We start from the raw sequence: 13,373 nt of genomic DNA on the forward strand, positions 1-13,373 counted from the left end.
CGGCGCGGGAATCAGCCCAGGCCGGGGCCGCGCACCGGGATGCTGGTGAACGTCGGGGCCGGGGCGGGCTCGGTGAAGAAGTCGTTGCCCTTGTCGTCGACGACGACGAACGCGGGGAAGTCCTCCACCTCGATCCGCCAGACCGCCTCCATGCCCAGCTCCTCGTACTCGACGACCTCGACCTTCTTGATGCAGTCCTGCGCGAGCCGGGCCGCCGGGCCGCCGATCGAGCCGAGGTAGAAGCCGCCGTGCGCGCCGCACGCGTCGGTGACCTGCTGGGAGCGGTTGCCCTTGGCGAGCATGACCTTGGAGCCGCCCGCCGCCTGGAACTGCGCGACGTAGCTGTCCATCCGGCCGGCCGTCGTGGGGCCGAACGAACCGGAGGCGTACCCCTCGGGGGTCTTCGCCGGACCCGCGTAGTACACGGGGTGGTCCTTCAGGTACTGCGGCATCTCCTCGCCCGCGTCGAGGCGTTCCTTGATCTTGGCGTGCGCGATGTCGCGCGCCACGACCAGCGGACCGGTCAGCGAGAGCCGCGTCTTGACCGGGTACTTGGTCAGCTCCGCCAGGATCTCGTCCATCGGCCGGCTGAGGTCGATCTTCACCACATCGCCGGACTCGTCGAGGTGCTCGTCGGTGGTGTCCGGCAGGAAGCGGGCCGGGTCCTTCTCCAGCTGCTCCAGGAAGACGCCTTCGGCGGTGATCTTCGCGGTGGCCTGGCGGTCCGCCGAGCAGGACACGGCGATCGCGACGGGCAGCGAGGCGCCGTGCCGGGGCAGGCGCACCACGCGTACGTCGTGGCAGAAGTACTTGCCGCCGAACTGCGCGCCGATGCCGATCTTCTGCGTCAGCTCGAAGACCTTCTCCTCCAGCTCCTTGTCGCGGAAGCCGTGCCCGGCGGGGGAGCCCTCGGCGGGCAGCTCGTCCAGGTAGTGCGCGGAGGCGTACTTCGCGGTCTTCAGCGCGAACTCGGCGGACGTGCCGCCGACGACGATCGCCAGGTGGTACGGCGGGCAGGCCGCGGTGCCCAGCGAACGGATCTTCTGCTCCAGGAACTTCATCATGGAGGCCTCGTTGAGGACCGCCTTGGTCTCCTGGAAGAGGAACGACTTGTTGGCCGAGCCGCCGCCCTTGGCCATGAAGAGGAACTTGTACGCGCCGCCGTCGGTGGCGTACAGCTCGATCTGCGCCGGGAGGTTGGAGCCGGTGTTCTTCTCCTCCCACATGTTCAGCGGGGCCATCTGCGAGTAGCGCAGGTTGAGCTTGGTGTACGCGTCGAAGATGCCGCGGGACAGGGCCTCCTCGTCACCGCCCTCGGTCAGCACGTTCTGTCCGCGCTTGCCCATGACGATCGCCGTGCCGGTGTCCTGGCACATGGGCAGGACGCCCGCGGCCGCGATGTTCGCGTTCTTCAGCAGGTCGAGCGCGACGAACTTGTCGTTGGACGAGGCCTCCGGGTCGTCCACGATCCGCCGCAGCTGCGCCAGGTGCGCGGGCCGCAGGTAGTGCGAGATGTCGTGCATGGCCTCGGCGGCCAGGGTGCGCAGCGCCTCCGGCTCGACCTTGAGGAACGTACGTCCGTCGGCCTCGAAGGTGGACACACCCTCGGCGGTGACCAGGCGGTACGGCGTGGTGTCCTCTCCCAGGGGGAGCAGATCGGAGTACGCAAACTCTGGCATTACGGCCATTCCTCACTCGGCAGACAGCGGCTGGCCACCCTTGGACAGCGCACCCACCAGGGTAGGACGCGCCGGGAGCGCCGGGCTTGTGAGGTAGGGCTCACCATCCGGGATCACATCCGGGCCGTCCCGGGGGCTCCCCGGGGCGCACGGCCCGGCGCGCGGCGCGCCGTCCGGCCCCTGTCGCGATCTATCGCGTTTCGGTACGCTGGGGCGGTGGACCTCGAGAAGCAGCCCCAGCAGCCCACCGCACCGGCGGACACCGACGTCATCCGCGCCTCCGACGCGGACCGCGACCGCATCGCGGACATCCTGCGGGAAGCGCTGGCCGAGGGCCGGCTGACCGCCGACGAGCACGCGGAGCGGGTCGATTCCGTCTACCGCGCCAAGACCGTCGGTGAGCTCGAACCGCTCGTCCGGGACCTGCCGGCGCCGGGCGGGGCGTCCAGGGCCGCCGCCGGTGCCTCGTACAACCGCGAGCCCGAGCCGGCGACCGGACCCGCCGACAACCTGGTGGCCATCTTCAGCAGTTCGACCCGCCGGGGCCGCTGGCGGGTGGGTGCCCGTACGAACGCCTTCGCGCTGTTCGGCAGTGTGGAAATCGACCTGACGGAGGCGCTTTTCGGACAGCGTCTCACCGTGATCAACGCGACCTCCGTTTTCGGCAGCGTGGAGATCCGGGTGCCCGAGAACATCTCGCTGCGCGGCAGCGGCACGGGTGTTTTCGGCAGTTTCGAAGTGCGCACGCTGGAATCCGCCGACCCCGAGGCGCCGGTGGTCGTCGTCAACGGATATTCGGTGTTCGGCAGCGTCGAGGCGAAGCCGAAACGGGGCAAGTTCATCGCGGATCTCCAGGACCGGCTGCGCAAGCACCTCGATAAGCACCTCGACCGCTGACGGCGCACGGCCGCGCGTCGCGGCGGGGATTCTTTCCGGCCGAAAAGGGACTCGACCGCAATTGCGTGGAACGGACCTGAGTGCCACTCAGTGCATAGGCGCACGCACAGCGGGTAGGGACTGCTGCATCGTCTCTCGCTCGCGAAGCCGTCGTCAGGAGTGGACCGTGCTGCAACTGCCGCATCAGCCCCTGCAGGTCGCCGCTGTTCCCCCGCAGCGGGTCCCCGCTCGGGAGGACCAGGCCGGCCCCTGGCACTCGGAGGCGGTGTGCCGCCGGGACGAAGCCGGGTTGTTCTTCGCCCCGTCGAAGGAGCCGACCGCTGCCCGGCTCTCGCGCGAGGAGTCCGCGAAGCGGGTCTGCGCGCGCTGCCCCGTGATGGTGGAGTGCCGCGAGCACGCGCTGATGCAGCCCGAGCCGTACGGGGTGTGGGGCGGTCTCACGGCCGCCGAGCGCCGCGTCGCGCTCGCCCGGCGCAGGCGGCGCGAGGCGGAGCTGAAGGCCTCGGGCGCGACCGGCCGGATCGCGGCGGCGGGCTGACCGGCCGCCGGTCCCGTACGCGTACGTACGAAGAGGCGCCCCCACCGCACATGGGGGGCGCCTCTTCGGGCGGAAGCGCGGACGCGGGCCGTGGGTGCGGCCCGGCCGCTACTTCGCGCGGTCGAAGTCGACGGCGCTGTAGGCGCGCAGCTTCGACAGCCGGTGGGTGGAGTTGATCGTCCGGATGGTGCCGGACTTGGACCGCATGACGATGGACTCGGTGGTCGCCGTCTCCGAGCGGTAGCGCACCCCGCGCATCAGCTCGCCGTCGGTGATCCCGGTCGCCACGAAGAACACGTTGTCCCCGCTGACCAGGTCGTCCGTGGACAGCACCCGGTCCAGGTCGTGCCCGGCGTCCAGCGCGCGTCGGCGTTCGGCCTCGTCCTTCGGCCAGAGCTTGCCCTGGATGACGCCGCCGAGGCACTTTATGGCGCAGGCCGAGATGATGCCCTCGGGCGTGCCGCCGATGCCCATGAGCAGGTCGACGCCGGTGCCTTCGCGGGCCGCCATGATCGACCCGGCCACGTCGCCGTCGGAGATGAACTTGATGCGGGCGCCGGTCTCCCGGATCTCCTTGACGATCCCCTCGTGGCGGGGGCGGTCCAGGATGACGACGGTGACGTCCTCGGGCGTGGAGTTCTTCGCCCGCGCGACCCGGCGGATGTTCGCCGAGACGGGGGCGTTGATGTCCACGAAGTCCGCCGCCTCCGGGCCGGTGACCAGCTTGTCCATGTAGAAGACGGCGGACGGGTCGAACATCGCGCCACGGTCGGCGGCGGCCAGGACGGCGATCGCGTTGGGCATGCCCTTGGCGTTGAGGGTCGTGCCGTCGATCGGGTCGACGGCGATGTCGACCTCGGGCCCGGTGCCGTCCCCGACGTGCTCGCCGTTGAACAGCATGGGGGCTTCGTCCTTCTCGCCCTCACCGATGACGACGACGCCGTTCATGGACACGGTGGAGACGAGGGTTCGCATGGCGTTCACGGCGGCACCGTCGGCCCCGATCTTGTCCCCGCGCCCGACCCAGCGCCCGGCGGCCATGGCGGCGGCCTCGGTGACCCGGACCAGCTCCAGGGCGAGGTTGCGGTCGGGGGCCTCCGGGGAGACCTCCAGCTGGGACGGCAGATGATGCTCGGACATCGGAGCGCACCTTTCTGTACGACGACGACCGGATGAGGGTGATCTGACTCTATCGCCAGGTCGATAAAATGAGCAGACCGGGTCACGTTTGAGCGGGGCGGCCCCCGGTTCGGCCGCGCAGGGGCTGATGCGACGATGGACCCGTGGCAAGCAAGCGAGGCAAGCAGACCGTCCGGGACATGATCCTGTCGTTGTTGGCGATCGCCGCCGTGGCGGGTGTCGTCTACATCTTCATCCCGCACGACGACAAGGCCGATCCGATCAAGGCGGTCGACTACCGCGTCGAACTCCTGACCGCGCGGCGTGCGGCCCCGTACCCGGTGGCGGCCCCCGAGGGCCTGCCCGCGGGCTGGAAGCCGACCTCGGTCACGTACAGCCGGGACAAGGGCAACAGCTGGCACCTGGGCTTCCTCGCCCCGGACGGCGGTTACGTCGCGGTGGAGCAGTCCACGTCCCCCTCGAAGCTCTACATCGACCAGGTGAGCCAGCAGGCCGAGAACACCGGGCGCACGCAGGAGGTCGGCGGGCAGACCTGGCAGCGCTGGGAGGGCTCGAAGTACGACGCGCTGGTGCGCGAGGAGAAGGGCGCGACGACGGTCGTGACCGGCTCGGCCCCGGCGAAGCGGCTGGCGGAGATGGCGGCGGCGCTCAGGACGTCCTGACCTCCTGACGCCGCGTACGGACACGGGGAAGGCCCCGGAGCGAGTGCTCCGGGGCCTTCCCCGTGTTCACCGTGCAGAAGGCGGTGGCTCAGACGGTCGTGACGACCTCGTCGTACGCGAGACGCGGCGAGCGCGGGAACCAGGCGTCCTCGCCCGGCTTGCCGATGTTGACGACCATCAGCACGTTGTGGTCGCCGTCCAGGAACTCCTTCTCGATGCCCGCGGCGTCGTAGCCGGTCATCGGGCCGGCGGCCAGGCCGGCGGCGCGGACGCCGATGATGAAGTACGCGGCCTGGAGGGCGGCGTTCAGGGAGGCGGCCGACTCACGGACCGGGCGCTCCGAGAAGAACATGTCCTTGGCCTGCGGGAAGTGCGGCAGCAGGCCCGGCAGCTCCTCGTGGAACTCGTTGTCGGCGGCCAGGATCGCGACCAGCGGGGCGGTCGAGGTCTTCGGCTGGTTGCCCTCGGCCATGTGCTTGACGAGGCGCGCGCGGGCGTCGTCCGAACGCACCAGCACGACGCGCAGCGGCGACTGGTTGAAGGCGGTCGGGCCGAACTTGACCAGGTCGTAGATGGCCTGGACCTGCTCGTCGGTCACCGGCTCGTCGGTGAACGTGTTGGCGGTGCGGGCCTCGCGGAACAGGAGGTCCTGAGCGGCGGCGTCAAGGGCGAGGGACATCGTGGGTATTACCTTCCGGACGTACACGGGGGGATCGGGCCGCGAACACGAAGGACCGGGCCATGACGATCACCGTACGGCGGAAGTGCGTTAACGTTCAACTAAATCGGAAGTGGGGAGACTCACGCCACGGAACCGGAATAAGCCTTACGGCCCCCGCGCCGCGGTTTCTCCCGCCCCCGGCCTCGCTCAGCCCGCGTCCGCCGCCGTGGAACCGGAAGGGCCTTCGCCGTCCGCCGGGCCCGCCAGCGCCGCGTCCAGCCGGGCGCGGGCACCCTCCAGCCAGTGCCGGCACACCTTCGCCAGCTCCTCGCCGCGCTCCCAGAGCGCGAGGGAGTCCTCCAGCGAGGTGCCGCCCGCCTCCAGCCGGCGTACGACCTCGATCAGCTCGTCGCGCGCCTGCTCGTAGCCGAGCGTGCCCGTCGCGGCGGCGCCCGCCGTCCCCTCGTCCGTCATGTGTTCCACCCTAGGTAGAGGTATCCGTATCGGTATGTGCCGGGCCCGTACGCCCCGGGGCTCCGCCCCTACTCCGCGACCCGCACCGCGAACTCGCCCCCGGACACCCGGGCCCGCAGCGTCTCCCCGGCCGCGCCCGCGTCCGCGGGGTCCCGGACCACGTGCCCGTCGGCGCGCTGGAGCACCGCGTAGCCGCGCTCCAGGGTCGCCGCCGGGGACAGCGCGAGGACCCGGGCCCTGGTGTGGGCCAGCTCCGAGTCCGCCCGGTCCAGCAGATGGCCCAGCACCCGGCGGGCGCGCCCGGCCAGCGCGTCGACGTCCGCCTCGCGCTCGTCCACCATCCGCTGCGGGTGCTCCATGCAGGGTCGCCCCAGCGCGTGGGCCAGGCCCCGCTCCTCCCGGTCGAGCAGCCCCCGTACCGTCCGAAGGGAGCGGTCGCGCAGCTGCCGCACCCGGTCCAGCTCCTCGCCCACGTCGGGCACGACCTTCTTCGCCGCGTCCGTCGGCGTGGAGGCCCGTACGTCCGCGACCAGGTCGAGCAGCGGGGAGTCCGGCTCGTGCCCGATCGCCGAGACCACCGGCGTACGGCAGGCCGCGACCGTACGGATCAGCTCCTCGTCCGAGAACGGCAGCAGGTCCTCGACGCTGCCGCCGCCGCGCGCCACGACGATCACGTCGACCTCCGGGATGCCGTCCAGCTCCTTGACCGCCCGCACGACCTGGTTGACCGCGTGCACCCCCTGTACGGCGGTGTTGCGGACCTCGAAGCGGACGGCGGGCCACCGGCGGCGGGCGTTCTCCAGCACATCGCGCTCGGCCGCCGACGCCCGGCCGCAGACCAGGCCGATCAGCTGCGGCAGGAAGGGCAGCGGCTTCTTCCGGTCGAGGGCGAACAGACCCTCGGACGCCAGGGACTTCTTCAGCTGCTCCAGGCGCACCAGCAGCTCGCCGATGCCGACCGGCCGTATCTCCGTCGCCCGCAGCGAGAGCTGCCCCCGCGGCGCGTACCACTCCGGCTTGGCGAGCACCACGACCCGCGCGCCCTCCGAGACGACGTCCGCGATCCGGTCGAAGACCTGCCGGAAGCACGTCACGCTCACCGAGATGTCGTGCGACGGGTCGCGCAGCGTCAGGAACACCACACCGGCACCCGGCCGCCGCGACAGCTGGGTGATCTGGCCCTCGACCCAGACCGCACCGAGCCGGTCGATCCAGCCGCCGATGAGCCGCGACACGTCACCGACGGGCAGCGGGGCTTCCGGAGAAGTGTTCAGAGCCATGCGAGCGAGCGTAACGGCCGGGACGGACAACAGGGCCCGTCCCGGGTCACGGGGCCACGCCCCGCCGCCCCCGCTGCTGGACCAGCACCACCACGAGCCCCACCGCCAGCCAGCAGGCGCCCACCACCTGGGCGCTCCCCGTCGCCTCCACGATCACCGCGACCAGCACCCCGGCGCCCACCACCGGCACCACCAGATGCCGCCACCAGCTCGGTTCGCCCTCCATCCGCCGCACCACGAACCAGCCCACCACCGACGCGTGCAGCAGCACGAACGCCGTCAGCGCCCCGATGTCCACCACCGAGACGAGATGGTCGAGCCCATCGTCGCGCCGGGCCGCCCACACCGCCGCCACCATCGTCACCACGGCGGCCAGCAGGATCGCCACCCTCGGCACCCCGGACCGCGGATCGACCCGGGACAGCAGCCCCGGCAGCCTCCGCTCACGGGCCATCGCGAACAGCAGCCGCCCCGCCGCCGCCTGCCCCGCCAGCGCCGCGAACGCCGCCCCGATCGCCTTGCTGACCGCCACCAGATCGTGCAGCCAGGTGCCCACCGCGGCGTCCACCGTGTCGTAGAACGCCGAGCCCTGCGCCCCCGGATCCGCGGTCAGCTCCGCCGAGGTCATCGGCTCCAGCAGGGCGGCGAGATACGCCTGCGCCACGAACAGCGCGCCCGCGAGCACCAGGCAGAACAGCACCGCCCGCGCCACCTGCGCCGAGCCGCCCGTCACCTCCTCCGCGAACGAGGCGATGGCGTCGAACCCCAGGTACGAGAGCACCGCCACGGACACCGCGCCCAGCACCGCCGTCGCGGAGAACCCGGAATCCCCGGTGAGCGGGGTCAGCCAGCCGCGCTGCGCCCCGTCCCGTACGAGCACCACCACGGCCGACACCACGAACACCAGCAGCACCACGATCTCCATCGCCAGCACCGCGAAGCCGACCCGGGCGGCGGCGCGCACACCCCACAGGTTGAGCAGCGTCGTCAGGACGACCGCGAGCGCCGTCCACACCCACCGCGAGACCTCCGGCACCAGCGAGTTCATCGCGATCCCGGAGAAGAGGTACGCCACGGCCGGGATCAGCAGGTAGTCGAGCATCGCCATCCACCCGGCGATGAACCCGGGCCCCTCTCCGAGCCCCTTGCGGGCGTACGCGAACACGGAACCGGCCATCGGGGCGACCCGCACCATCTGGGCGTAACTGAACGCGGTGAACGCCATCACGACGGTCGCCGCGACGTACACCAGCGCGACCGCGCCGTCCGACTTCGCGTCGAGCGTCCCGAACACGCCGACGGGCGCCATCGGGGCGATGAACAGCAGCCCGTAGACCACCAGGTCCCGGAAGCCGAGGGTCCGCCGCAGCCGGGCCCTCTCCGTGGAGCCGGAATCCGTAGTGCTGTCGGCCATGAGCCCTCCGTCGGTCGCGTCAAGATCAGTCTCCCGACCCGCCGCTCCCTCCGCCCGTTCGGTACGGCCTTACGATGGGACGCATGACTGCTACGACCCCCCGACGCGTCCTCCTCGCCGCTCCCCGTGGCTACTGCGCGGGCGTGGACCGTGCCGTGATCGCCGTGGAGAAGGCCCTGGAGCAGTACGGCTCCCCGGTCTACGTGCGCCACGAGATCGTCCACAACAAGTACGTCGTACAGACCCTGGAGAAGAAGGGCGCGATCTTCGTCGAGGAGACGGCGGAGGTCCCCGAGGGCTCGATCGTCATGTTCTCCGCGCACGGCGTCGCCCCGACCGTGCACCAGGAGGCGGCCGAGCGGAAGCTCGCCACGATCGACGCGACCTGCCCGCTCGTCACCAAGGTCCACAAGGAGGCCGTCCGCTTCGCGCAGGACGACTTCGACATCCTCCTCATCGGCCACGAGGGCCACGAGGAGGTCATCGGCACCTCCGGCGAGGCACCCGACCACATCACCCTGGTCGACGGCCCCGAGGACGTCGGGAACGTCGAGGTGCGCGACCCCTCCAAGGTCGTCTGGCTCTCCCAGACCACACTCTCGGTCGACGAGACCATGGAGACGGTCGGCGCGCTCAAGGAGAAGTTCCCGCTGCTGATCTCGCCGCCGAGCGACGACATCTGCTACGCCACGCAGAACCGCCAGATCGCCGTGAAGCAGATGGGCGCCGACGCCGACCTGGTGATCGTCGTCGGCTCGAAGAACTCCTCCAACTCCGTCCGCCTGGTCGAGGTCGCCCTCGGCGCGGGCGCCGGCGCCTCCCACCTGGTCGACGGCGCCGACGAGATCGACGAGGCCTGGCTCGACGGCGTCTCCACGGTCGGCGTCACCTCCGGCGCCTCCGTGCCCGAGGTGCTGGTCGACGGCGTGCTGGCGTGGCTGGCCGAGCGGGGTTTCGAGGACGTCGAGATCGTGAAGGCGGCCGAGGAGTCGATCGTCTTCTCGCTCCCCAAGGAGCTGCGCCGCGACCTGCGCGCGGAGGCGGCGGCCCTGAAGGGCGAGTAGCGGACACCTTCGGGTGCCGTTCCGGGAGTGAGCGCGCGCCGGTGCCCGTACCGTGGATCACATGGAGATCTTCGGCGTGGACATCGGCGGATCCGGGATCAAGGGTGCTCCCGTGGACCTGGACCGCGGAGACCTGGCGCAGGAGCGCCACAAGGTACTGACACCGCACCCTGCGACGCCCGCGGACGTGGCCGGGTGCGTGGCCGAGGTCGTCGGCCACTTCGACTGGAAGGGCCCGGTGGGGATCACCTTCCCGGGCGTCGTCACGGACGGGCTCACCCGCACCGCGGCCAACGTCGACAAGGGCTGGATCGACCAGGACGCCCGCACCCTGCTCGGCGACAAGCTGGGCCTCCCGGTCACCGTGCTCAACGACGCGGACGCGGCGGGCATCGCCGAGATGACGTTCGGCGCGGGCCGGGGCCGCAAGGGCACCGTGATCATGCTGACGCTCGGTACGGGGATCGGCAGCGCCCTCTTCGTCGACGGCACGCTCGTACCGAACACGGAGCTCGGCCACCTGGAGCTGAACGGTCACGACGCGGAGAAACACGCGTCCACCAAGGCCAAGGAGGACGAGGACCTGGGCTGGCACCACTGGGCCCGCCGGGTGCAGAAGTACCTGGCCCATGTGGAGATGCTGTTCTCGCCCGAGCTGTTCATCATCGGCGGCGGCATCAGCCGCAAGGCCGACAAGTTCCTGCCGCTGATCGAGCACGTACGGGCCGAGATGGTCCCGGCGGAGCTGCAGAACAACGCGGGGATCGTGGGCGCGGCGATGGCCGCGAAGGCGGCGGCCTCGGACTGACGGCTCAGCGCTGGGACGTCCGGCGGGCGGCCCGTCCGGCCGGGCGGGCCGCCGCCGCCGACGGTCCGCCGGCGGCCGGCCGCGCGGTGTGCGCGGCCAGCATCATGCGCCGCTGCCGGGCCCGCATCAGCCGCACCTTGCGTACGGAGGCGATGAGGCCGGCGACAAGGGTGCCGCCGTACAGCCAGCCGGCGTGCACGGCGAGCGCGGTGACCACGGCCATCGTCCGGCCGCCGAGGCCGCCGGTGCCGCCCGCGATCGGGGCGATGCCGACCGCGAAGGCGATGGGCACGCTGATCGGCGCGGTCACCAGGTCCGCCGGCCGCACCCAGAGCGCGGTCAGCGCGCTGACCGGCAGGAACAGCACGCCGAACACGACGGCGGAGTCGTCGAACAGCACCCCGTCCACACACCCGATCAGGAACATCGCGGCGGCCGCGAACAGCCCGGCGCCGATGCCGGTGAGCCGCGGGTTGGGCAGCCGGCGCAGGGCGAGCACCGCGGGCGACGCCGGCCGCCCGGCGGGCGCGCTCATCACCCGGTAACCGAGGGCCCCCGTGCCATCGGCCTTCCTGGCTCCCTCGGCCGCCCCCAGCGGGGACAGCGGGGTCTGCCGGGTCTGCCTGCGCTGCGGGGGACGTGTCCTGTGCTGCTCCACCGGGACAACGTAGGTCGCCGGGGGCCGGGAAGCGGGTGCGGGACACGCGCTTTGGCCGAGCTTGGCGATGAGTTCGATGCCACACGGCGCAACGGGAACCGGATCGGGGCGGCCGCTTAGACTCGCTCGTATGGTCCGGTCGTCGTCCCGTGGTGAGGTGAACCCGGGGCTGTGGCGGCGCGAGCCGGGCACGGTGATGCGGCGGGCCGGGGCGCTCCCGGAGCGGGCGACGGCCTCCGGTGCCGTCGTCGCGGAGTTCCGGATCGTCCCCGCCCCCACGGAGTGGGCGCAGCACGCGCACCGGCTGCACGAGCTGGTCTGGGTGCGCGGCGGGACGCTGACGTCGCGGGTGGGCGACCGCGTCTTCACGGTGTGCGAGGGCCACGGGCTGTGGATGCCCGCCGAGGTGGTGCACGCGGGCCGGGCGACGGAGGGCGCGCGCTTCCACAGCGCCTTCTTCGCGCCCGACCGCACACCGTTCGCGTTCGGGGAGCCGAAGGCCATCGCGATGACCCCGTTGCTCGTATCGCTGCTGACCCATCTGTCGCGCACCGATCTCGACGAGGCGGCCCGGCTGCGGGCCGAGGCCGTCGTGTTCGACGTGATCGAGCCCTCGGAGCACGAGCTGGCGCTGCGGCTGCCCGGTGACCCCCGGATCGACGCCATCGCCGAGGCCCTGCTGGACGATCCCGCCGACTCCCGCTCGCTGGAGGAGTGGGCGCGGTGGCTGGGGATCAGCGACCGTACGGTCACGCGCGCGTTCCGTCAGGCGACGGGGCTCTCCTTCGCGCAGTGGCGGCAGATGCTGCGGGTGCACCGGGCGCTGATGCTCCTGTCCGACGGATTCGATGTGATGTCCGTCTCCGAGTGCCTCGGTTACGCGCAGCCCAGCTCCTTCATCGCCGCCTTCCGGCGCGTCATGGGTACCACGCCCGGCGCGTTCTTCGGGGCGGCCGACGCCGTCCCCGGGGATGTCCGGAATCCCGTATCGGGTGGCGAGAACGCCGGATTGTCTGCATGACAAGCGGAATATAGTCTTCTTCGAGTTAGGTAACCCTTAGTTGTTGCTCGCCGTGCACGGTGCTGCCCGCGTGCGGGAGAGCGTGCGGCCCGGCCGATGAAGACCGGGCGGGGTGCCGCACTCCGCACCCCTCCGATCACCCGGACCTCCTCATGTTCACAAGCCCCTTTCGCCGTGCCGGAAGAGTCCCGGACGGCCCCGCCGGCCAGGTGGCCGCGCTCCACGGGCGCGACCTGGTGCTGCGCTACGGCGGCGAGCCGGTCGTGCACGGCGTCTCGGTCACCCTGGAACCCGGCCGCGCGACCGCCCTCGTGGGGCCGAACGGCAGCGGGAAGTCCACACTGCTGCGCGCGCTCTCCCGGCTGCACCCGGTGGACGGCGGCCGGGTGACCCTCGGCGCCCCCGGGGGCGAGGACGAGCGGGACGCGGCCCTGCTCAGCCCCCGTGGGTTCGCCCGCGAGGTCACCCTGTTCTCCCAGTCGCGGCCGGCGCCCCAGGGGCTGACGGTCGCGGAGGTCGTGGCGTTCGGCCGCCACCCCTACCGGCGCGGTTTCGCCGGACCGACGCCCGAGGACGGTGCCGCCGTCGACCGCGCCATGGGCGTCACCGGCGTACGGGACATGGCGGAGCGGCAGGTGGGGGAGCTCTCCGGCGGGGAGATGCAGCGCGTCTGGCTCGCGGCCTGCCTCGCCCAGGACACCGGCGTCGTGCTGCTCGACGAGCCGACCAACCACCTGGACCTGCGGTACCAGTTCGAGACGCTCGACCTGGTCCGGGACCTCGTGGAGCGGCACGGCCTCGCCGTCGGGATCGTGCTGCACGACCTCGACCAGGCGTCCCGGGTCGCGGACACGCTGGTCCTCATGCGGGCCGGCCGTATCCACGCGGCGGGCGCACCCGCCGACGTGCTCACCGCCGAGAACATCGGCGAGGTCTACGACATCCGGGTCGACGTCGGCGTCGACCCGCGCACCGGCCGGCTGCGCATCGACCCCCTCGGGCGCCACCTCTCCTGACGAGGCCGCCACCCCTTCCGGAGCAGCCGTGCGGCGCTCCAGCGCAACGTTCGAAGATTTG

The 13,373-nt window shown here is 71.7% G+C and carries 14 protein-coding genes; 7 read left to right on the forward strand and 7 right to left on the reverse strand.

Annotated features, from left to right (window positions below; genetic code table 11):
• Positions 1-11 precede the first annotated feature (11 nt).
• Complete coding sequence (locus EAO73_RS07745; RefSeq protein ID WP_147970665.1) at positions 12-1,679, reverse strand: fumarate hydratase; 1,668 nt, start codon at positions 1,677-1,679, stop codon at positions 12-14.
• A gap of 216 nt (positions 1,680-1,895) precedes the next feature.
• Between EAO73_RS07745 and EAO73_RS07750 the strand changes: the two genes are divergently transcribed.
• Together EAO73_RS07750 and EAO73_RS07755 are read left to right on the forward strand one after the other, a co-directional pair.
• On the forward strand, positions 1,896-2,576 hold the full coding sequence (locus EAO73_RS07750) for a DUF1707 domain-containing protein (RefSeq protein ID WP_147970666.1): 681 nt from the start codon (positions 1,896-1,898) through the stop codon (positions 2,574-2,576).
• A gap of 166 nt (positions 2,577-2,742) precedes the next feature.
• A complete protein-coding gene (locus EAO73_RS07755; RefSeq protein WP_147970667.1) occupies positions 2,743-3,114 on the forward strand; it encodes a WhiB family transcriptional regulator in 372 nt (123 codons plus the stop codon).
• A gap of 108 nt (positions 3,115-3,222) precedes the next feature.
• Here EAO73_RS07755 and glpX read toward each other — a convergent pair whose 3' ends face one another.
• The gene (glpX, locus tag EAO73_RS07760) at positions 3,223-4,254 is read right to left on the reverse strand and encodes a class II fructose-bisphosphatase (RefSeq protein ID WP_147970668.1); all 1,032 of its coding nucleotides are present in this window, start codon (positions 4,252-4,254) and stop codon (positions 3,223-3,225) included.
• A 143-nt stretch (positions 4,255-4,397) separates the two neighbouring features.
• On the opposite strand from glpX, the gene EAO73_RS07765 reads away from it, so the two are divergent.
• Positions 4,398-4,916 (forward strand): DUF4245 domain-containing protein, encoded by a 519-nt coding sequence (locus EAO73_RS07765; protein ID WP_147970669.1) that lies wholly within the window; start codon positions 4,398-4,400, stop codon positions 4,914-4,916.
• Positions 4,917-5,004: 88 nt separating this feature from the next.
• Here the strand turns inward: EAO73_RS07765 and EAO73_RS07770 are convergent, their stop codons facing one another.
• The 4 genes from EAO73_RS07770 to EAO73_RS07785 form a co-directional block, all read right to left on the reverse strand.
• Positions 5,005-5,595, reverse strand: coding sequence for a malonic semialdehyde reductase (locus EAO73_RS07770; RefSeq protein WP_147970670.1), 591 nt, complete (start codon positions 5,593-5,595; stop codon positions 5,005-5,007).
• Positions 5,596-5,784: 189 nt separating this feature from the next.
• Positions 5,785-6,051, reverse strand: coding sequence for an exodeoxyribonuclease VII small subunit (locus EAO73_RS07775; protein ID WP_147970671.1), 267 nt, complete (start codon positions 6,049-6,051; stop codon positions 5,785-5,787).
• A 68-nt stretch (positions 6,052-6,119) separates the two neighbouring features.
• Positions 6,120-7,331, reverse strand: coding sequence for an exodeoxyribonuclease VII large subunit (gene xseA / locus EAO73_RS07780; protein WP_147970672.1), 1,212 nt, complete (start codon positions 7,329-7,331; stop codon positions 6,120-6,122).
• A gap of 46 nt (positions 7,332-7,377) precedes the next feature.
• Positions 7,378-8,745, reverse strand: a complete 1,368-nt coding sequence (locus EAO73_RS07785; RefSeq protein ID WP_147970673.1) for an APC family permease — start codon at positions 8,743-8,745, stop codon at positions 7,378-7,380.
• 74 nt (positions 8,746-8,819) lie between these two features.
• Here EAO73_RS07785 and EAO73_RS07790 point away from each other — a divergent pair, with 74 nt between their 5' ends.
• Complete coding sequence (locus tag EAO73_RS07790) at positions 8,820-9,809, forward strand: 4-hydroxy-3-methylbut-2-enyl diphosphate reductase (protein ID WP_376550919.1); 990 nt, start codon at positions 8,820-8,822, stop codon at positions 9,807-9,809.
• 61 nt (positions 9,810-9,870) lie between these two features.
• Complete coding sequence (gene ppgK / locus EAO73_RS07795; protein WP_147970675.1) at positions 9,871-10,617, forward strand: polyphosphate--glucose phosphotransferase; 747 nt, start codon at positions 9,871-9,873, stop codon at positions 10,615-10,617.
• 4 nt (positions 10,618-10,621) lie between these two features.
• Here ppgK and EAO73_RS07800 read toward each other — a convergent pair whose 3' ends face one another.
• A complete protein-coding gene (locus EAO73_RS07800; protein WP_147971448.1) occupies positions 10,622-11,152 on the reverse strand; it encodes a DUF6542 domain-containing protein in 531 nt (176 codons plus the stop codon).
• A 253-nt stretch (positions 11,153-11,405) separates the two neighbouring features.
• On the opposite strand from EAO73_RS07800, the gene EAO73_RS07805 reads away from it, so the two are divergent.
• On the forward strand, positions 11,406-12,296 hold the full coding sequence (locus EAO73_RS07805; protein ID WP_147970676.1) for a helix-turn-helix domain-containing protein: 891 nt from the start codon (positions 11,406-11,408) through the stop codon (positions 12,294-12,296).
• A gap of 152 nt (positions 12,297-12,448) precedes the next feature.
• Complete coding sequence (locus EAO73_RS07810) at positions 12,449-13,312, forward strand: ABC transporter ATP-binding protein (protein ID WP_147970677.1); 864 nt, start codon at positions 12,449-12,451, stop codon at positions 13,310-13,312.
• Positions 13,313-13,373: the final 61 nt, after the last annotated feature.

Source organism: Streptomyces sp. col6, assembly GCF_008042035.1.
GTDB lineage: Bacteria > Actinomycetota > Actinomycetes > Streptomycetales > Streptomycetaceae > Streptomyces.